This is a genomic window from Jiella avicenniae (assembly GCF_021390325.1).
GTDB classification, from domain to species: Bacteria; Pseudomonadota; Alphaproteobacteria; order Rhizobiales; family Rhizobiaceae; genus Jiella; species Jiella avicenniae.
Genome location: NZ_JAJUWU010000007.1, coordinates 230,925 through 250,931 on the forward strand (window position 1 = coordinate 230,925; position 20,007 = coordinate 250,931).

15 protein-coding genes and 2 tRNA genes are annotated in these 20,007 nt (G+C 63.7%); 6 read left to right on the forward strand and 11 right to left on the reverse strand.

All coding sequences use genetic code 11. The features are described 5' to 3' along the window. Positions 1 to 3: 3 nt before the first annotated feature. Complete coding sequence (locus LZD57_RS08815) at positions 4 to 1,125, forward strand: NAD(P)/FAD-dependent oxidoreductase (RefSeq protein WP_233719239.1); 1,122 nt, start codon at positions 4 to 6, stop codon at positions 1,123 to 1,125. A gap of 40 nt (positions 1,126 to 1,165) precedes the next feature. Continuing rightward, complete coding sequence (locus LZD57_RS08820) at positions 1,166 to 1,510, forward strand: RidA family protein (RefSeq protein ID WP_233719240.1); 345 nt, start codon at positions 1,166 to 1,168, stop codon at positions 1,508 to 1,510. 251 nt (positions 1,511 to 1,761) lie between these two features. Here the strand turns inward: LZD57_RS08820 and LZD57_RS08825 are convergent, their stop codons facing one another. The 4 genes from LZD57_RS08825 to LZD57_RS08840 form a co-directional block, all read right to left on the reverse strand. Beyond that, positions 1,762 to 2,550 carry an SDR family oxidoreductase gene (locus LZD57_RS08825; RefSeq protein WP_233719241.1) on the reverse strand — a complete coding sequence of 263 codons (789 nt, stop codon included), beginning with the start codon at positions 2,548 to 2,550 and terminating at the stop codon, positions 1,762 to 1,764. Then, on the reverse strand, positions 2,540 to 3,481 hold the full coding sequence (locus LZD57_RS08830; protein ID WP_338034694.1) for a dihydrodipicolinate synthase family protein: 942 nt from the start codon (positions 3,479 to 3,481) through the stop codon (positions 2,540 to 2,542). The genes LZD57_RS08825 and LZD57_RS08830 overlap by 11 nt, the downstream gene beginning before the upstream one ends. A 458-nt stretch (positions 3,482 to 3,939) precedes the next feature. Continuing rightward, positions 3,940 to 4,016: transfer RNA gene (locus tag LZD57_RS08835), tRNA-Met, on the reverse strand. Positions 4,017 to 4,270: 254 nt separating this feature from the next. Next, complete coding sequence (locus tag LZD57_RS08840) at positions 4,271 to 5,104, reverse strand: delta-class carbonic anhydrase (protein ID WP_233719242.1); 834 nt, start codon at positions 5,102 to 5,104, stop codon at positions 4,271 to 4,273. A gap of 374 nt (positions 5,105 to 5,478) precedes the next feature. Here LZD57_RS08840 and LZD57_RS08845 point away from each other — a divergent pair. Together LZD57_RS08845 and LZD57_RS08850 are read left to right on the forward strand one after the other, a co-directional pair. Then, positions 5,479 to 5,568, forward strand: a tRNA-Ser gene (locus LZD57_RS08845). 85 nt (positions 5,569 to 5,653) lie between these two features. Next, positions 5,654 to 7,207 (forward strand): DUF6538 domain-containing protein, encoded by a 1,554-nt coding sequence (locus LZD57_RS08850; RefSeq protein WP_233719243.1) that lies wholly within the window; start codon positions 5,654 to 5,656, stop codon positions 7,205 to 7,207. Between the two features lie 896 nt (positions 7,208 to 8,103). Here LZD57_RS08850 and LZD57_RS08855 read toward each other — a convergent pair. The 6 genes from LZD57_RS08855 to LZD57_RS08880 all read right to left on the reverse strand — a co-directional run bounded on the left by LZD57_RS08855 (position 8,104) and on the right by LZD57_RS08880 (position 14,167). After that, on the reverse strand, positions 8,104 to 8,718 hold the full coding sequence (locus LZD57_RS08855) for a hypothetical protein (protein ID WP_233719244.1): 615 nt from the start codon (positions 8,716 to 8,718) through the stop codon (positions 8,104 to 8,106). A 234-nt stretch (positions 8,719 to 8,952) separates the two neighbouring features. Next, positions 8,953 to 10,908 (reverse strand): AAA family ATPase, encoded by a 1,956-nt coding sequence (locus LZD57_RS08860; protein WP_233719245.1) that lies wholly within the window; start codon positions 10,906 to 10,908, stop codon positions 8,953 to 8,955. Positions 10,909 to 11,117: 209 nt separating this feature from the next. Beyond that, complete coding sequence (locus tag LZD57_RS08865; RefSeq protein WP_233719246.1) at positions 11,118 to 11,495, reverse strand: DUF6634 family protein; 378 nt, start codon at positions 11,493 to 11,495, stop codon at positions 11,118 to 11,120. Continuing rightward, the gene (locus LZD57_RS08870) at positions 11,495 to 11,863 is read right to left on the reverse strand and encodes a hypothetical protein (RefSeq protein WP_233719247.1); all 369 of its coding nucleotides are present in this window, start codon (positions 11,861 to 11,863) and stop codon (positions 11,495 to 11,497) included. The genes LZD57_RS08865 and LZD57_RS08870 overlap by 1 nt, the downstream gene beginning before the upstream one ends. 193 nt (positions 11,864 to 12,056) lie before the next feature. Beyond that, on the reverse strand, positions 12,057 to 12,929 hold the full coding sequence (locus tag LZD57_RS08875; RefSeq protein WP_233719248.1) for a hypothetical protein: 873 nt from the start codon (positions 12,927 to 12,929) through the stop codon (positions 12,057 to 12,059). Between the two features lie 425 nt (positions 12,930 to 13,354). Next, a complete protein-coding gene (locus tag LZD57_RS08880; RefSeq protein WP_233719249.1) occupies positions 13,355 to 14,167 on the reverse strand; it encodes a hypothetical protein in 813 nt (270 codons plus the stop codon). Positions 14,168 to 14,577: 410 nt separating this feature from the next. On the opposite strand from LZD57_RS08880, the gene LZD57_RS08885 reads away from it, so the two are divergent. Further along, a complete protein-coding gene (locus LZD57_RS08885) occupies positions 14,578 to 17,805 on the forward strand; it encodes an AAA family ATPase (RefSeq protein ID WP_233719250.1) in 3,228 nt (1,075 codons plus the stop codon). Further along, positions 17,805 to 19,163, forward strand: a complete 1,359-nt coding sequence (locus tag LZD57_RS08890) for an McrC family protein (protein WP_233719251.1) — start codon at positions 17,805 to 17,807, stop codon at positions 19,161 to 19,163. Before LZD57_RS08885 ends, LZD57_RS08890 begins: the two co-directional genes overlap by 1 nt. Here LZD57_RS08890 and LZD57_RS24145 read toward each other — a convergent pair. Next, positions 19,153 to 20,007: an HNH endonuclease gene (locus LZD57_RS24145; protein ID WP_233719252.1), complete on the reverse strand. Its 855-nt coding sequence runs from the start codon at positions 20,005 to 20,007 to the stop codon at positions 19,153 to 19,155. The genes LZD57_RS08890 and LZD57_RS24145 overlap by 11 nt on opposite strands.

Here is a 20,007-nt window from a genome sequence, read left to right on the forward strand (position 1 = left end):
CTCATGACCAATCGCACGGCCGATCTCGTCGTCATCGGCGGGGGCATTCACGGCTGTTCGGCGGCGCTTCAGGCGGCCATGCGCGGCCTCGAGGTCGTCGTCATCGAGAAGGACACGGTGGCGCGCCACGCCTCGGGCGTGAATGCGGGCGGCGTGCGCCGGCTCGGCCGCGCCTATGCCGAGGTGCCGATCTCCCAGCGTTCGATGGAGATCTGGCACCGGATCGAGGAGCTCGTCGACGACGACTGCGGCTTCCAGCGGGCGCCGCAGATCAAGGTCGCCGAAACCGACGCCGATCTTCGGGACCTGAAGGATCGCGCGGCGCATCTTCGCGCCATGGGCTTCGAGCACGAGGTCGTCCTCGATCGCGACGAACTTCGCGCGCATCTGCCGGCGGTCTCCGAGCATTGCGTCGGCGGCCTCGCAAGCCTGGAGGACGGTTTCGCGCTGCCCTATCAGACGACCTTCGCCTTCCAGCGCAAGGCCCGCTCGCTCGGCGTGCGCTTTGCGGAAAACTGCCGGGCGCAGCAGGTCGAGCGTATCGGCTCCGATTTCAGGGTGACGACCGAGCGCGGCGTCTTCACCGGGCGGAAGCTCTTGAACTGCGGCGGCGCCTGGGCCGGCGAGATCGCAAGGCAGCTCGGCGAACCGGTCGAGGTCGAGCCGACCGCGCCGATGATGCTGGTCACCTCCCGCATGCCGCGCTTCTGCAGCGCCGTCGTCGGCAACCAGAGCCGGCCGCTCTCCTTCAAACAGATGCAGAACGGCACCGTCGTCATCGGCGGCGGCCGGCGGGGCCGGGCCCTGCCGGACACCAACGTCTCCGAACTGATCTTTTCGGAACTCCGCCAGACCGCCGAGACCGCGATGGCGATCTTCCCGATCATGCGGCAGGCGACCATCGTCCGCTCCTGGGCCGGCATCGAAGGCCGCATGCCGGACGGCATCCCGGTGATCTCGCCGTCATCGACGGAGGAGGGCGCCTATCATGCCTTCGGTTTCTCGTCGCACGGCTTCCAACTCGGTCCCGGCGTCGGCGAGATCATGGGCGAGCTGGTCGCCACCGGCGCGACCAACGCCCCGATCGCGCCTTTTGCGATCACCCGTTTCACCCCGGGGCCCTGAGGCTTCCGGATAAAACCTCACGCATAAAAGGAATTCCCGCGTGATCACCCGCCACATCCAGACCAAGATCAACCACCGCGTCGTCGAGCACAATGGCGTCCTTTATTTCGGCGGCCTCGTCGCGGACGACAAGTCGAAGGACATGAAGGGCCAGACCGCCGAGATCTGCGCCAAGATCGACGATCTCCTCGCCAAGGTCGGCTCCTCCAAGGAGAAGCTCCTGACGGCGATGATCTATATCTCCGATTTCGCGGCGAAGGACGGGATGAACGAGGCGTGGCTCGAATGGCTGCCCGCCGAGCACCTGCCGACGCGAGCCACCATCGGCGTCGCCGAACTCGGCAAGGACGTCCTCATCGAGGTCGTCGTCTCTGCAGCGAAATAATCTTTGCTGCACCACGGCAGTCGGCGCGCCCGGGCGGAAGGATGCCCGGGCCCGCTTTCGTTTCTGCGGTAATTTTGGCGGGCCGGATCGCCGCGGACCCTTTGCTGCAGCCCCGACGGATCCAGGCAAACGTCCGGCGCCCAGCCGTGGCGTCGCCGACGAAGTCGTCATGCCGCCGGTGAGCCCGATCCCGCGGCGGACCGATGCGTGACACGAGGCAGGAGCGGCCGTGCCGGCCTTCTGCGGGAAGATCAGACCGACTTGATCGCGCCGCCGTCGCAGCGGACGACGCTGCCGGTGACGTAGGCGGCCCGTGCACTGACGAGGAACGCCGCGACGGCGGCGAACTCTTCGACCGTGCCGTAGCGCTTGGCCGGAATGGACTGGCGGGCGCTCTCGCGGATCGCGTCGATCGGCTTGTCCGACCGCTTGGCATTGGCGGCGTCGAGCTCGTCCACCCGGTCCGTGTGGATGCGGCCCGGCAGCAGCATGTTGACCGTGACGCCGTCCGCCGCGACCTCGTTCGACAGCGACTTGGTCCAGCCGACCAGCGCCGAACGCAGGGTGTTCGAATAGGCGAGATTGGGGATCGGCTGCACGACCCCCGAAGAGCCGACCGTCAGGATGCGGCCGAAGCCGGCCGATCGCATGGCCGGCAGGGCGCGGGTCGAGAGGTCGACGACGCGCGCTACCATCATCTGGAACTGGGCCTGCAGCACCTCCACCGACATTTCGGTGGCGCCGCCCGGAGGCGGGCCGCCGGTGTTGTTGACCAGAATGTCGATGCCGCCGAGAGCCTTGTCCGCCGCCTCGATCATCGTCTCGGCGAAGGCCGGATCGGCGAGGTCGGCGGCGACGCCGTGAGCCTTGCCGCGACCCTTTGCGTTGATCGCCGCGGCATTGGCTGACAGCCGGTCGGCGCTGCGCCCGCACAGCAGCACGTCGGCACCCTCGGCGGCGAGCGCTTCGGCGATGCCGAGGCCGAGGCCGCGGGAGGAGGCCAGCACCAGCGCCCGCTTGCCTGCGATCTCAAGATCCATGGGAAAGCTCCTTCACCTTGTCCTCGGTGCGGGCGATCAGCCGCATCAGTTCGGCTTCGTCGGTGGCATCGAGCCGCGGCCCCGGCGCGCGCGTTGCCGCACAGGCGATGGCGCCGCGATGCTTCAGCACCGCCTTGCGCACCGCGAGACCGTAGCCCGGCTGCTGCTCGTATCTGAGGATCGGCAGATAGGCGTCGAAGACGTCCTCGGCCCTCTCCACGTCGCCGGCCTGGTGGGTGGCGACCACCTCGACCAGCATTTCGGGATAGGCGAAACCGGTCATCGCGCCATCGGCGCCGCGGGCGAGCTCCTGGGGGAGGTACAGACCGCCATTGCCGCAGAGGATCGACAGGCGCGGCGTCTCGCTGGTGCCGGATCGATTGCGCACGGCGGAGACCTTTCTCAGGCCCGGTGCATCCTCGTGCTTCAGCATGACGATCTGCGGACAGTCGCGGGTGAGGGTGAGGATCGTCTCCACCGAGATCGGCACGCCCGTCGTCTGCGGATAGTCCTGGAGGCAGATCGGGACGTCGGGTCCGAGCGCCTCGCAGACCTGATGGAAATAGCCGCGCACCCGGTCTTCGACGGCAGGGCCGGGGGTCGGCGCGACCATGACGCCGGCGGCACCTTCGTCCATGGCGAAGCGGGCGAGGCTCGAAAGGTTGTCGAGGCCGGGGCTCGACACGCCGACGACGACCGGAACCCGCCCGTCGACGCGCTTCAGGATCCGGCTGGCGACGGCGCGCGCCTCTTCGCCCGTCAGCTTGTTGGCCTCGCCCATGATGCCGAGGATGGTCATGCCGTCGACGCCGCAGCCGAGATAGAAGTCGGTGAGGCTGTCGATGCTCGCTTCGTCCACGGCGCCGGTCTCCATGAACGGCGTCGCGGCGATGATGAAGACGCCGCGCGTGTGGCGGTCGATGAACGTCACTGTGTCATTCCCCTCGTGGAATCTTCGAACCTGTCTTCGGTCGACATAGGCGGAAGAACGGCTTCCGCATCGGCTTCGGAAGAGGATCGGGGCAAGAAATTCCCACCGTCGAGAGCGGGCGCGCCGCCGTGCGACGCTGGATGGTCCGTTACCACGCCCACGCCGGCCGTTTCGCGTCGCCGCACGCCGCAGGAGGTGGCCAACGCCGAGCCGATCCCTGCGGGCGCCGAAGCCGCCCATCTCACCCGCCACGTCGTCGGCGGCGGCGGGATGGCGGGTGACCATCGTTCGCCGCCGGCCAGGCGAAATCGCCTCTTGAGAGAGCGCCAGCAACGGGCGAGGGGCGTCGAGGCCCGGATGCTCGCGAAGGGCGGCACGTCGAGAGCGACCGTGAATCGACGCGCGAACGAGAACGCCGGGCAGGACGGCGTCGGACAGGGCCGGACACACTGGAAAACTGGTAGCGGGAGAGGGACTTGAACCCCCGACACGCGGATTATGATTCCGCTGCTCTAACCAACTGAGCTACCCCGCCGCCGGGCCGCTTCGCTGCGGCGACGCGGCGATATACGAAGCCGAAGCTCCGTGTGTCAATGGTCTTTTGCCGGAGCCCAGGCGTTCGCTCGAAACTGTGGCCGGGCTCGCGATTGGCCTGATCTCGGCGGCGCTTGCCTCCAAGCGATTGCCCTGTGCCGGAGCCGCGCCGGTCCGGTCGGCCGGGCTCCTCCGCCGCGCGAGCGGCCTGGGCGGTGATCGCCGCGTGGCGGACCCACGGGATCGCGAACGGCGTTACTCGACGCTCAGCGGCTGGTCCCAGCGCGTCACCGCGACGGCCCGTTCGATCGGCGACAGAAGCTGCGGGTCGGTCACCAGCTGGCGGACCCCGTGGGCGTGGCTCTCGTGGAAGACGTTGTCCTTTTCGGCCCAGCGATGGAGCGAGGAAATGTCGAGCCTGGCGCATTGCGGTCGCACGCTCCAGGTGACCTGGAGGGGCGAACAGGTCGCCTGGTCGTATTTCGGCCCGGTGGTCGAGCCGAGGTAGACCACCGGTGTCCCCGTGCCCTGCGGCAAGGCGGGCGGCTGGTGGTATCCGGCGCCCTCCTTGCTGTGGGAGGCGAAGGATTCGAAGTCGAGCGCCGCGGGATCGTTGACGACCAGGAAGGTCTGCGCCTCGACCCTGAGGGCCGGGTTCGAACAGCTCTTGCTGAGGCAGGAGCCGAGACCTTCGCCGGGGCCGACGTCGCAGGAGGAGAAGACCCAGTGGACCTCGATCGTGTCGCCCGGCTTCACCCCCTTGAACGGGCCGAAGCCGTGGGCGGGATCCTCGAGTTCGTCGGCGCTCAGCCGGTCGCTGTCGTTGCACTTGTAGCCGCCATGCTCGCCGCCGCCGGCGGAGATCGAGAAGCCCGACGCCTTGTGTTCGGCATTGGCGTGGAGGTGGAGGTTGCAGAGATTGAGGCTGTCCGCCGCGGGGGCGCGGGCGAACACGCGGGCGTTCAGCCCCTCGAAGGCGCCGACGTCGCGCGGCGACTGCGGCCCGAAGCCGGTGCAGATCCCGCCTTTCGCGTCGCCTTCGGCGGAGGCGGTCTCGTGCCTCGCATCGCTCGCGGCAGCGAACGGCACCGATGCCGAACCCGCAACGACCGACAAGCCAAGAACCCAAGCAAAGCTGACGATTTTCATGCAAACGCCCTTCGATTACGCGTCCCGTGAAGCCGACCGGGACCGGGCTACGGCATCGCCCTTAGAAAACCGTTGAACGGGAGGACGATTCTGTCTCGGTCGACTGATGTTCTTCCTGGATCGATCTGCCGGCGAAGCTTCGCTTTTGCACGACGACTGTCGCGAGCGCGGCGAAGCACCCGGCCATGGCGGGTGGACCCGACGCTCGCGCTTCCGCGCAAAGGCGAGAATCACGCCGCGCCCGGCTTTTCCTCAAAGAAGCGACCCGGATGGGGTTGCAAAAAACCCATGCCCGAGCCTATGACAGCGCCATCGGAGAGGTGGCCGAGTGGTCGAAGGCGCTCCCCTGCTAAGGGAGTATACCGGAGACGGTATCGAGGGTTCGAATCCCTTCCTCTCCGCCAATCAGCTTCTAAGTCATTGATTTCATTTTACGCCTCATAGCGTAAGGGTTTCGCAATCGCCGCGTGGTACACAAAGGTGGTACACATGGTGTTGCAGATGGCCCGTCCTTGGAAGCATCCGAACAGCGGCGTCTATTATATTCGCGTCCGCGTGCCGACCGATCTGGTCGGCCTCGTCGGGCGGAGACTCGAGAAGCAGTCGCTTCGGACGAAGGACGTCGGCGAAGCGCGGGTGCGCTTTTCGAAGTCGATGGCCGAAATCACCGAACGGTGGTCGAATCTTCGGGCTGGCCTCGTTCGTCCGACTTACGAGCAGATGAACGCCTACAGCTCGGACTTCTTCAAGACCTACTGCCAGGAGATCGAGACTGGCCGATGGTCGCCATTCTGGGACGAGGCCTTCGGAGCGATCGCCGCCCAGTTCATCGAGCAGCCTGACGACGTTGCCGTCCATCAGGAGTTCCGACGGCATTGCGGTGACCAGATCAACACGTACTTCACCAGCCGCGGCATCCGGATCGCTCCGGAGATGCAGGGTGCTGTTGATCTGCGAATCGCGAAAGCGATTGTCGATGCCATTGGGGTCCGCACGAGACGCATCCTCGAGAACGATTATGCGCTCGATCAAACGGAAGCCAAGTATCAGCGTCCCGCGTCAGCCGCCTCGAAGTCGAGCCTGAAGCTCGAACAAGCCTTCGAGACCTATGCCGACACGGTCAGCCTGTCGGCTGCGACACGAAAGCGCTGGCTGCCGGCACTTCGTACGCTGACCGCACATAGCGGCGTCGACGATCTTGCGCGGATTACCGACACCCATGTCAGCGGCTGGATCGAATGGCTGCGTTCAGAAGGCAAGGCACAGCGGACGATCAAAGATGTTTATCTCGCCTCGGCCAAGGCGTTGTTCCGCTACTATGTCGGCGAGCGGAAGCTGTCCGCCAATCCGATCGAGGGCTTCAGCGTCAGGGTCCCGAAGCGGCGGACGCTTCGAGGGCCAGGGCTGACCGACGCTGAAGTCGAGATGATCCTCCACGGCACGCGGCAGACGCCGCCGGCCAAGCTCGCACCCTGCCATGTCGATGCCAGGAGATGGGTGCCTTGGCTTGCTCTCTACACCGGCGCCCGCGTTAACGAGTTGACCCAGCTTCGGAAAGCAGATGTCGCTCTTGTCGACGGCATCTGGTCGCTGACCATCACGCCCGAGGCCGGTAGTGTGAAGAACTATAAGGTCCGGGTGGTGCCGCTGCACGAGCATCTGATCGACCAAGGGTTCGTCGAGTTCGTGCATAGCTGTCGACGGTCGACGCTCTTCTATACGAGTGACCACAAGTCCGGGAAAGCGGTGCTCACACCGTACAAGAAGATGGGCGAGAACCTCGCAGCCTGGATCCGCGAGCTCGGCGTTTCTGATCCAAACGTCGCCCCGAATCATGGCTTCCGCCATCGGTTTAAAACCGTCGCGCGTCGCGTTGGGATGGACGCTGAGGTCCGGGACTATCTCCAAGGTCATGCGCCCAGGACTGAGGGCGAACAATACGGCGAGTTTCCGACCACGATCCTGAAGTCCGCGATCGACCTCATTCCGGTTTGTGAAGACGCGGCACCTCTTGCAGCACGCGAGAATATCGAGACACCCTGATCACCAGGTCCTTTCACGAGCTCAACTGCGATCGTGGCGCCGGCCGACAGGAGTCCCACGAAATACCGACACGGCCTCTCACGCAGGATTTTCGAGACCCCCCAACTGCCCCGTTAGTCCGACACCAGGTAACACTTTTCCGAAGATAGAAAACACCATTCACGCTTGCGAAAACAGATTGTAATCAGCTTCCTGCGATGACGTCGTCATTGAATTGACAATGACGACGTCATCTTCCTAGGAGCAGGAGGACGAACGCTAGAATCGTTGTTGTCATATGCCGGAGGGGCCAATATGGACAGGGCAAAAAAGCGAATACGAGAACGGAGCGCCTCATCTCGATACCGTGAAAAGAAGCGTGTGAACGGTATTCCGGCTGATAATCGGATTGACCGTGAGATCGCGACGCTATTACTCGGCGACGTCCTCCGGCCTGGTGGCGAAGCAATTGATCAGAGTGTGCTACGCGAGCTCATCAAAGCAGTGGCGAACAGGTGCACGGCGGCGGCCGAACCGGACGTCGACGAGGCAGCGATAACCACAGCCGTACGTCGACGGATCGACCATTTGCTCCAAGAGAGGTCGTTTGAGGCGAACGGTTTGACAAAGGAAGTGGAGTCTCCGTCGGAATTCCACTAGCGGCGACTGGATCTCTTATGACCGGCGTAGGTGAAGCCGTGTTCTAGAATGCTGAGAGTGGCGTAAGGCCAAGAACATGCCTTTCCAGCGCCAGTTCGGAGAGGGCATCGTCGGTTACATTCGATCATGCATCCCTGCTTCGGCAAGGATGCGCCCGACGCCATCTACTTCATCAGGCCGCTGCTGCCAGCGGCATGAAACCTGCAGGCGTTCCGCTTATTGGAACCGGCGAGCCCGTTCAGGCAACCGGCACTACCTCAAGTATGCGACGTGACGCCGGAAGCTCCAAGATCGCGAGGTGAGAAGGGCGGGTTAGTTGTCCGCCCCGATGCCGGCTCAGGGAGAAAGATCGGCGATGACGGGCCATTGGTAGAGGGGGGCGCCGAATGGGCGACGTTCTCCTCGGAAGCGTTCCGGCTGAGGGCGATTGCTGGAACCTCTTCTTCGACTATGAGAGAAGGAATACCGTCTGCCTGCCGATGCCTGTCGCGCTTCGTTTCATCCATCCCCTCGACCGTCCCCCCCGAGACCTTGGCGGATGCGCGGTTTCGAATGGGGTCGAATTCAGAGGCTTCGTCCGAAGCCCTCACGTGCTGAACTTCGGTCACTTTCTCGGCATTCTCATGGATGCCGAGCAGGTTTTCGATCATGGTCCGGACGTCTGCGCTTCGGACCTTGATCGATGCCTCCTGAAGGATGGCCTCCGCCGTCGGCACATCGCCCCTCTTCAGCAGAGAGGTGGTCGCTTTGCCGATTTCCGTGATCGCGCGGATCTGAATTTCGCGGACAGCCTGCGTCAGCTTCGCCGCTGCCGCCCTTGCGCGCCTTTCATGCGTGATCTTTTTTTCGGTCAGCGCGGCGATGCTGGTCATCAAACGATCTCCTATGCAGTCTCGAATGATGGTTAATGATTCGCTAAGTCGAGTCAAAAGAATTCTTATCTATCTGATTGTAGTGGATTTTTTTCTCCCTTGGTCCTGTGCAGAGAGCGTCTTTCGTCCTCTTCGAGAGTGTGGTCGATCTACGACCGAGACGTCGAGCTGGGATCAAAACGCGCGCGATCCGCTGATGCTGTTTGCATCACTGTCCTTTCGTGAGGCAGAAGGTCAGGTGCAGAGAAAGCCCTTTCCGGCCGCGAACCACCGGAGTGTCTCTTTTGGAAGCACCCTCGTCTCAATAGCTAGGCTCGCGAGCGAGAGGATGGCGTCTCGATTCTTGAGGACCAGAATCGTCGCTTCTCCGTAAAGACGCCGGAGGCGTGCCTCGATGGTCCCGCGTTCGGAGGCGCCCGGCGCGAGAAATGCCCCGAGCCCGAAAGTTCCTTCGATTTTTCGAAGGATTGTCGCCGCCGCATCGAGATCGCCGTGTGCTCCGGCGGACGGCACCCCCAGAATGATTTCTTCTGCGGCTCGGCCACAAAGGAGCGGCAGGAGCTGGCGTTCGAAGTCCGTAAGGCAGGCTTCGTCGGAGCCCCTGGCGTAGAGCACGGATCCCGCGATACCATCTCGTGCTACGAGCGACAGGCACTCCGGCAAAATGCCCGCGAGCATCATCGCGATGGCGTGTCCGGATTCATGAACAGCGATACGCCACACGATAGCAGGACTGCGGTTCTCAGGAGGCAGGGCGAGGTCAAGAAGATCGCGTGCCGTGACAGAACGCCCCTCGCGTCGCGCGATCCTGTTCGCGTCACGTGCGATCCGGGCGACATCGGCACCGGTCAGGGTGCCGGCAAGCGCGGTTGCGACCCTGCCTATTTCTGATTCGTCGGCGTCGGGGACATAGTCTCGCAGGATCCCGCCGAGCGCCTCGGTATCGGGCATGCCGATGAAGAATCTCCGATCCAGGCGCCCAGAGCGCATGACTGCTGGATCGAGTCCGCGATCGTCATTGCAGGCGCCGATCAAGACCACGCCTGAGGTTCGCAGACTACCGTCCGCACACTCCAAAAAAGCATTCACGATCGGGCGGAACCAAGCAGCATGGTCGGATCCGGGATATGCATTGCGGCTCGGCATTGAGTCGATCTCATCGACGAACAGGATGCACGGCGCGATCTCGACGGCCTTGTCGAAGCTGGCCCGCATCGCCTTGATCAGCGTGCCCATATGCGCTTCACCCGACGCCTGCCATTGGGCATAAGACGTCGCTATCAAAGGGACCCCGCAGGTCGCAGCGAGAGCAGTTGCAAACCGTGTTTTTCCGGCCCCAGGTGGACCAACTAGCAGCGCTCCGCGATCGACATCGTCCCAATCGAGCCGGCCCGCCTTATAAGCTTCGATATCCCTAGCGAGATCGAGACCCCATGTAGCCGCATCGCCATAGCCATGTGTCGTGGACAGATGGGGCTCGGTGGGATGGAGCGGCTCGATGACAGACGGCGTCCGCCAGGTCGTCGCGGAGGATGCCCGCGACGACCGGGCTTCACGCGCGGCCCTTTCTCGATCTGCGCGATTATGTTGTCTTTCTTCGAGCCAACGCGCCACGCGCAGGCGCCGCAGCCAAGCCACGGCGTCAGCGGGGGTTGAAGCGCGGCTGACCGCGATCGGGAGAAACGCAGGATCGATCCGCATTGGTCGGAGCGGGCGCGGTTGGCTTGGCCAGATCGCCTGCAACAGGGCCTCTAGATGCTCCAGCGGACACAGATCAATCCGAACGTCAGCGAGTAGCGCTGCAAGGCCGCCGGTCGCCTCTCCGCCGTCTTCGAAAATCACGACGTGAGACCAAGAAAGTCTCCTCAGGATGGACGCGGAATTCGCCCGGTGCGCTCGCAGGTCCTGCGCGGTGCGAATTTCGAGGTTCTGACCAAGGAGCGAGGTCGTTGCGGCACCAGCCGCGTCGACCCACTCGCTGTCGAGCTTGACGATCGCGCAGATCTTGCGCCCGGTGCGTTCGTGCTGCGCGGCGAAGTCCGACAGCGGCTGAAGCGCCCTTTCGCAAAGCCACTGTGCGGGTGCCGTGCGTGGATCGGCCTTCACGATGGGCTTCGTCGTCTCGGATAGATCAATGGAGAGATCGTCCAATCCGACCGAACGCTTGGAAATGCGAGAAAACTTACTCAAAACGGCTCCTTCGCTTTGATATTCGGCTTCGCCGTGTATGGCGGACCTCGGTCCCGACCTGTCGGGCGAGCGTTAATGGCCCGGGCGGTCAGTGATTTCGCTAGCTCTGCGGTTCGCGCAGCCTATTGGTCGACCGCACGGCTGGTGCGCTGCATGTCAGATGAAAAACGACGTGATGGCGGACGGACAATGTCGCCATGGCCGCACGGTTACCTGTCAACGCCGGATGAGTGGACGCTGCAATTAAGGGATGCGCCGAACTGATCGAAGCACAAGCCGTCGACGCGCCACAGTCGGGAATACGACCGAACCCATCGAGCTTGCGGATCGATGGCGTAAATCCGCGAGGTCACAGCCCTACCCGGTCCCACGAGCGGATGCCCGGTTACGATCCCGGCCAGTCGAACCGCGACAGGATCGGCGACGAGAACGACATCGGAGATGAGCGGCGCCGCGGCGAGTTCTTCGGGCGTCGGACCACGCTCCGCGGCGTACCGGTGGAGATCATCGACGAGGTTCTGGAGCGTCCGCCGATCTTCGGCCTCGGCGCCAAGAAGGATGCCGGGTGCCTGATATGGTGTAGGCATCACTGCTCCTCCTTGACGCTGCTTCCGGCCGTATCGGACGAAGCCAAATCGGCGTCCGAGTCCACACGCAGGTAGTCGAGGACAAGCCGGGCGGTCGGATCGCCTTCGTCCGCATAGCCCGCGACGTATCGGATCAGGCGCCAGTGTTCGCCCGGCGAGAGGACGCCGAGGTGGCAGAGGCGAATGGCTGCACCGATGATGGTGGCTGGATCGAAGGCGAGAATATCTGCGGTCGGGCGATCGTCGTCGAAGTCCTGCTCGAAGGTCTCCGCAGTGGCCGGGCCGCGCGAGGTGAGACGCGTATGCGCGTTGCGATCGGCCGCACGCACATGGTCGGGTTCGCCGTCGTTGTTGTATCTGCTGGTCATTTCGTGTGTTCCAATGACGAAAAGAGGCTGGTCTGGGCGGGCGCCAGAGGCGATCGGGCTTGGTCCGGTTTCCCTTCGAATAGAAATGCCGGGATCGACCGCCAGGACGGCTTCACGATCCGGCAGCGAATGCCGGATCGTGGGGCAGAGGTCGTGGAAAGCGCTGTGCGTGGACCGGCGCTTTGACGCCTTGCTAGTGCATGCGGCGCAGGCCGCTCTGGCGTCGGCGCTCGGCGATGCCGATGAAGCGCGAGAGATCGACGGGAGGTAATGAAAGCCCTGCGTTGCAAGCGTCCCGTCCCGTAGTCTTGCGATCCTGATCAACGGCGGCGCCGCTCGATGCGCCCCCATCGCGGTCGTCACCTTCGTCCACGTCCGTCGGGCCGGTGTCAGGAGAGAGCGTTGCGGCAAGCTGGCGGATCGCCGGTCCCATCCGGTGGAGGAGCGCGGCGCGGACGGTCTCATCAAGGTGGTCGAGAAAGCGTCGGGAGGGGACACCGAATGCTGCGTCGATCTCGTCGGGCCCCACGGTCATGGTCGGCTCGTGGCCGGTTTTTCCGTAGCGATCGATGACGCTTACAGAGACGCTCGCGACGTCATAGCCTGCGGCCAGTAGTGCTCGCCTTGCGGTGAGGGCGACGATACGCAGGCGGTTGATGGTCTCCGCGCAACGCGTCCCGGAGAAAACGCAGCCACCACGCTTGACCTCATGGATTGACGCGTGTCGCGTGGTCTCGTCGATGACGACGAGATCAGCGGCCCATGTCCCGATCACGTGCAGGTCGTGCGGCAGGGTTGCCACGACATTCCGCCTGTTTGCCGTGACGAGCTCGGTCGCGGCTTGTGTCATCGGCAACGGATACTCGCGCAGCACGGTCAGCGCCGGATCCTGACGCAGGACTTCGGCGATCACGTCCGGGATCACCTTTCCGACGCGGCTGATGACCGAGCGCAGCATGCTCGCCAGAGACGACATCTCGCCGAGCATGGGATCGGGACCGAGGCTTTCACCCACCGCGATCGCGGCATTGACGATCTCGAGTGCGGTCGTTTCGACGAAGGCCACGACCGGATCCGTCCCAGCGTTGCCGGGCACGGCACAGTGCCGGAAAGGCCCGGCGTTGAAGGGGGCGCAAGGATCGACGCGGGAGTGGCCGGTCCCGTCGGTCTGACTGGTTTGAGCCTCGCGATCGCGATCGGCGAAACGATGGGAGCGGGAAGACGAGGATTTGTGCGTACGAGCCATAGGAACTCCTGCCGGCGAGGCCGGACTCTAAGGGAATAGGAGATAGACCACGCCCGTTCGCACAATCGGTCGCGATCGTGCGGGAGCTGTGTCTGTTGAGGTGGGAAGCGGCGACCGGGGTCGGGTCGCGGACGGCGTCCGTGAGCAGCGCAAGCTACTTCAGCGAAAGCCCGATTGCCTTCGCTTGGATTTGCGGCTTGGGGGATCGGAAGCCCAAGGGGTGGTTTGATCCTCGCCGCACGGCCTTACGGGCGTGTCCGCGTGACCGTCAGGCCGGAGGCCGTATCGACGAGGCGGACAAGGCCGATTGCCGAGAGCTTGGCGCAGAGCGCGGACAAGTACTCGTCACGCGTCGGACACGTGGCGCGATCGAGGTCGAGCATACGGTTCCCCGCGGCGTCGCAAGTCCGCGAAAGATCGAGGCGGCACAAGAGCTGCCGGCTATCGCGGATCTCCTCTGGAGAAAAGACCGGACCGTAGGCCGCCGACGGCAAAGCCGGTACGCTGACCTCAGCAGGTTCTGCGAGGTGCTGCTCCACCGCGGAATCTTCGTCGTCGCGGAGCTGAAGACGGGCGGTGCAGTGCTGTCCCCTCTGGGACAGGTCGCGCATGTCCGGATTGTCACCGGAGACCAAGGAGCGCGCGTCGGTGGAGGAAGAAGCGCTGTCGCCGCCGCCGTGCGCGTCCTGCGCCGTGCCCATCAACCACCGCTTCATGTCCTCAGGAAGATCGTCGATCTCGTCGATCCGCCGGATCGGACCGAGGCCGGTGACGTAAGGGCGCCCGGCGACGACGCGCGTGCCGATCTCCGGCCATTCCGGCTGGATGCGCGAACTGCGGCTGAGGCCGTTTGCGAGGTCGTGGGGGGTACGGACGCTATCGTTGGACATGAATGTGTCCACGTCTCGCGCGCCGGGATCGCTCGCCGGACCGACAATGGTGTCCGGGGACGAGGCCACGCTGTCGGAGTGTGCGACCTCCGAACCGTCGATGCAGGGATAGAAGGTGAAATTACGCTTGCACGGTTCGTCCGTGCGCGCCAAAAGGCACTTAGCCATGCTGATCCTCTCATACAGGTCAGTTGTGGTCAGGTCGCTGGCGGGACTGCAATCCATGCCGGCGGCCGCTCCGAGCGGACGCCTGCGACATCACCTATAGTCGGACGCGGGATTGCGACCGATAATGACAACGTGGGACACGGGCGGCGCAAAGTCTAGTCGCCGCGGCGAGGCGTTGCTAACACGGTTAATGCCACGTCTTCCGATTGCTTTGGATCCTTGACAGCCCAGCAGGCTATTCACGCCGAAGTTGCCCGAACGGGGCGTAGCAGGTGTTCCAAGGCCGATGGGCACTGCCGTCAGAAGTGTCGTTCGTAATTTTCACCGAAATCGTAAGACGGGTTCAAGCGGTCGAACAGACGCGACTGGTGCATGAGCGTAGCGAGTTGCCTGAGTTTGGAGACATTTGAATGTGGGAGAATTTCGAGGCTCGCCTCGATGAAAATGACCGTGACCGGCCTCTGCCGCTGCGCCGGGCGCTTTTCGACGTGTTTCGCGGCTCGGGTCTCCGCCCGGGTGATGGCGTCACCAAGAAAATGGCTTCCTTTGAATTCAGCGCGGGTAAGCGCCTCCTTTGGGAAATTCAGAACCCGGTCAACGTCTTTCTCCACGTAAAGTGGTTCGATCGCGCCGAGGCGAACGGCTTCGTCGGCGAACTGCGGCCGTATCAGAGTGGCATGAAGGACGGCGGGCGGCATTCCGCCCTCAGCCGCGACTGGTCCTTTGGCGACGCTGACTGCTTCGTCTTGCGGATCGAGAACGCGGAGGCCCTGCGAAGACTGCTGGGGGCGTTATTGGAATTCGACAATGCCTTGGTTCTCGATCCGGCGGCGGTCGTGCGCTGGATCGAGCGGCTGCGCCATTTCTTCCCCGCCCTCGATGGTTTCGATCGACCCGATCCGCAGTTCGACGAGGCCGAGCGGAGCTATAAGCTTGACGTTGCAGTCGAACTGAAGACCGCGGTCACGCAGTCCAGATCCGATCAGGAGCTGGCTGATGCTGTCAACACCGCCCTCGGCAAAAGCAATCTGCTGCAGTGGCGCACCTATTGGCCGATGTCGCCTAAGGGCGATGCCGATCGCGAAAGGCTCTGGCCGGCCTTGCGCGAGCTCCTCAATGCGGCACTTGGTGCAGCAGACGGTCACCCTGTGGCTCTCGAAGCCTTTGCAAACGTCTGGATCGCATCCGTCCCGGATGCCAAGCCGGATGCAGCCCGCCAGATCGGCGAATTCCTGTTCCTCCATCTCGCCCCCGACGCGGGCATCTATATCCGCCATTCCGTGCGCCAGGATCTCTGGCTGGAAGCTGTGGGCAGTCGGTTCCCCGATCATACGTCGATGGCTGACACCTATCGCGACGAATGGCGCTTCATGGAGGCGGTGCGCCGCGCTTTCGCGGCTCAGGGGCTGGCGCCACGCGACATGATCGATGTGCAAAGCGCGCTTTGGGTCGTCCATAACTACAAGGAGGAGGATGTGGAAGCCTTTTCGCGCGACGCGATCGAGGCGGCAATGGACGCCTTTGACGGCTATCCCGAGTCAGGCGAGCACGCCGCCATCTTCGGTAGTTTCGGAGAGCCCCGCGATCTTTGGGTGAGGTCGACCAAGGATCGTCCGAACCGAGTTTATCCGACGAAGCCGATCGTCGCCTATCTCCTCGGTCACACCGACATTCACGGGGGATGGAACAGGCCAAGCGGGCCGGCCGCCCGTCTTCATAACTCCGGGTACATCATAACCGATCACGCTGACCGTCCCCGCCCGATCCCGGATCGCGAATTCCTCGTTCGGGGAGCTGATCGTATCCGGTCGTGCGCTCGCAACTACTATGTCGCACCGGCTCGCGAGAAAGGTGCAGCGGAGGTCGCGATCCGCGCCGGCGACCTTGGGCGCGATATGGCTCTGCACGATCGTCATCCAGCGATCTGTAGCGCGCTCGGGAGCGAGGAATTCCAGCGAGATGCCCAGGTGTCGCGGCCGACGCATACATTGCCCAATCCCAGCATTACCACCGTCTTCACCTATCAGCTCGCCTCGGCGGAAGGGCAAGAGACTATGACCTTTGAACCCGCTATCGAAATGGCGAACACCACCAACCTCATCCTCTACGGCCCGCCGGGAACCGGCAAGACCTACGCCACGGCCTGGGAGGCGGTGCGCCTTTGCCTGGGCGACGCCGCGGCCGAACCGCTGCGGGGTGACCGACATGACCTGATGACCGAGTACCACCGGCTCGCGAAGGAAGGCCGGATCGAGTTCGTCACCTTTCACCAGTCCTTTTCCTACGAGGATTTTGTCGAGGGGCTACGTCCAACGACGACAGCCAATCAAGAAGGCGACGATGAGGACGCCAGCACTTCAGGCGGTTTCAGCCTCGATCCCCATGACGGCGTATTCAAGGTCATCAGCGAGAAAGCACGGCTCGACACCGGCGACGCGCCAGCTAAGCGGCTCGACCGCTCACGCTCGATCTACAAGATCGCGCTCGGCCAACGCGACAGCCAGGAAGACCGCATCCGTGAAGGCCTGGACAGCGGTCTAATCCATCTCGGCTGGGGTGGCGATATCAACTGGTCCGACGAACGCTTCGACGATTTCGAAGAGATCCGCAAGACATGGAACGAGCAAAAGGACGCTCAAGCATCCGGCAAGGATCCCAATATCGAAGTGCTGTACGCCTTCCGATCTGGCCTGCAGATCGGTGACTATGTGGTCATCTCTGACGGTCGTGACAGCTATCGCGCATTCGGCCGCGTGAGTGGCGAATACTATTTTGACAGCGACGCTGAATTCCACCCGCATCGGCGGAAGGTCGAATGGATTTGGCGTAACGACGATGGAGCTAAACGCGCGCCTTTTTACAGCCGCAACTTCCGCCGCCAATCGGCCTATCGACTTGATCCGAGTCAGATCGACTGGGACGCGGTCGAAGCAGTGGTAATCGATCCGAATGCCGAGCTGCCGATGTCTAGTGCACGGCCACATGTCTTGATCATCGACGAGATAAACCGGGCCAACATCTCCAAGGTCTTCGGTGAGCTAATCACCCTGCTCGAGGTCGACAAGCGGCTTGGCTGCAAGAACGAGGTCAGGGTCCGGCTTCCCTATTCGGGAACGAGTTTCGGCGTGCCGGCCAACCTCCACATCATTGGCACGATGAACACGGCGGATCGTTCTATCGCGCTGCTCGACACGGCCCTGCGCCGCCGCTTTACCTTCCGCGAACTGATGCCAGACGTCGAAGAACTTCGCCAAGCGATGGCGGCTCGCCAGCTCGATGCCACCAATCTCGACGGGATCGATATATGCAAGCTGCTGCAAACTCTAAACGAGCGGATCGAATATCTCTTCGATCGCGAACACCAGATCGGCCACGCCTACTTTACGGGCTGCACCACACGGGCCGATGTCGAAGACGTCATGCGCCATAAAGTCATTCCGCTGCTGGCGGAGTATTTCTATGAAGACTGGTCGAAGGTCGCCGCAGTGCTCGGCGATGGCGATGGGACCAGAGGTTCGCATTTCCTCGAAGCCAAACGGTTGGTGGCACCAGCCGGCTTCGCCGATGATGAACTGGGTGGGGACAAGCTGCGCTGGAGCGTGAAGGACGCTTTCGATTTCTCGGACTTCTCGGCCTGATGCCGGCCTATACGCTTCGTGAATGGGACAAGCTCGCCCATGGCGAGGGCGAGGGGCAGATCGCGGTTCACCATGCCGACCGGCTGGCGGGGCTCGCCGCCCGCTCGAGCTTTGCCGGGCGCGGCGGCAGCGGGGTGCTCGAACATGGCCGGCACGCCTTGCGCGCCGGCGGCGTGGTCGGGATCCTCGCGGCGGGCGATGCAAGCCTGGAGATCCTGCCGAAGATCGATGCGGCACCCGGCGAGACGACCGATCGCCAGAATGCGGCGATCCGCAAGCGCCTGGTGCATATGCTGGCCGTCGCGCTCGATCTGAAGATCGATCTCGGCGTCATTACCGATCTCGCCTGGCAGCGTGAAACCCTGCTGGAAATCCTGGTCTGCATTTTTTGCGACAAGCTGACCGAAGCCCTGCGCAAGGGCATGCCGCGCCGATATGTGGGCTGCGACGACGACTTGCCGACCTTGCGTGGTCAGCTCGACGTGACCCGCCAATTCACCCAGCATGCGGTCAACCCGTCGCGGCTTGCCTGCCATTTCGATCTACTGTCCGACGACATGCCGCTGAACCGGATCATGAAGGCAGCCGTGTTGCATCTGTCTCGCCTCTCGCGGCGCAGCGCCAACCAGAAACGCCTGCGCGAGCTCGCCTTCGTTTATTCCGACATCGCCGATATCCCGGTGTCCGCGTTGCGGTGGGATCAGGTCGTCATCGACCGCACCAACCGATCGTGGAAGGAGCTGTTCGCCATGGCGCGGCTCTTCCTTAACGACCGCTATCAGACGACGACAGGAGGACGGGGCGAAGGCACCGCCATGCTGTTCGAGATGAACGCGTTGTTCGAAGAGTATGTCGGGCGGCTGATCGTTCGCGCACTGGCGGGGACCGAGCTGACGGTTTCCCTGCAGGGCGGTCGCCTTTCCTGCCTGAGTGTAGAGAATAGCGAACGCGGCCTATTCCAGACCAAGCCGGACATCCTGATCCGCCACGGGACACGAGTCGTCCACGTCATCGACACCAAGTGGAAGCGGATATCCTCGCGGATCGACGATCCCAAGCAGGGCGTGTCGCAGGGCGATGTCTATCAGATGATGGCCTATGCCCAGCTTTACGGCGCACCGCGCCTGACGCTGCTCTACCCCCACCATACGGGGCTGGGTGCCGAAGACACGGTCCACGGGCGTTATCGCATCACCGGGCAGGATACGATCCTGGAGACGGCGAGCATCGATGTGGCGAACGGCGCCGGCATGCTGATGCGGCTTCGGCGTCTGCTGGTCGGGGAAGCAAGCGCCGGCCAGACTCCCGATCAGGAGCCTGCAGACAATGCGTTCTTGCAACCAGTTCTTAGCGGATGATGCCGGCCGCGCCGGCTGCCTTCCCATCGGGTTCGCTTTGCGCCATCACCCGCTCCAGGTGCCGCGCGAGGCGTTCGGTGGTCTTTGGCTCCGTCCGGCGCAGGCGCATCGTCGGATCGAGGCCGAGGCGGGTGCCGTCCGTTTCGGTTAGGCGCGGCGAGAAGCGGATTTTTCCATGCTCATCGAAGCCGATCAGATGGGCGTCGAAAGCGGCGTCGATATGGGCAGCCAGCAGCAGGCCGTTATGGACGTCGAGCCGCTCTTCGTCGCCGCATTCGGCCCAAGGGATGATGTGGCTGGCGCGCAGGAGCCGCGGGTGTTCGACATCGGTCACGGCGCAGCGGCGCGACCAGTGGGCCATCAACGCCTCGCGGAAGACGTCCTGTCCGACGCGCTGGACGACGAGGCGCTCGGCTTCCGTCGTTCGCGGCAGGTCTTTCGCCGCCTTGCGGAACTGGTCCAGCGGCGTGTCGGGAAGCGAGACGCCGAGCTCGTAGACCCGCTTCAGCCCGTACATCAGCGCGGTGAGATGGCGGAAGGCGTAGCGCTTGAGCCCCGGCCCCGCCATGTCCACGCTTGGCCAGCCGATCTCGGCGGTGATCCCGGGGGAGGCCAGAGCGGCGTAGAAGCGGCCATGGGTGTTCTCGGCGGCAAGCCAGAGCCGACCCGGAAAGTCGGCGCTGTCATAGGCGAGCCAAGCACCCTCGCGCCCGGCCGGCAGGCGGAAGCCGCTGCGGTAGGTGGCGTCCCCGCACTCATACTCGACCGCCGGGCTCGGCGGCGTTTCGAGGTTGTAGGGCGGGGCGAGAGCCTCCGGCGCGTCCTCGGCTGATCCTTGGGGCAC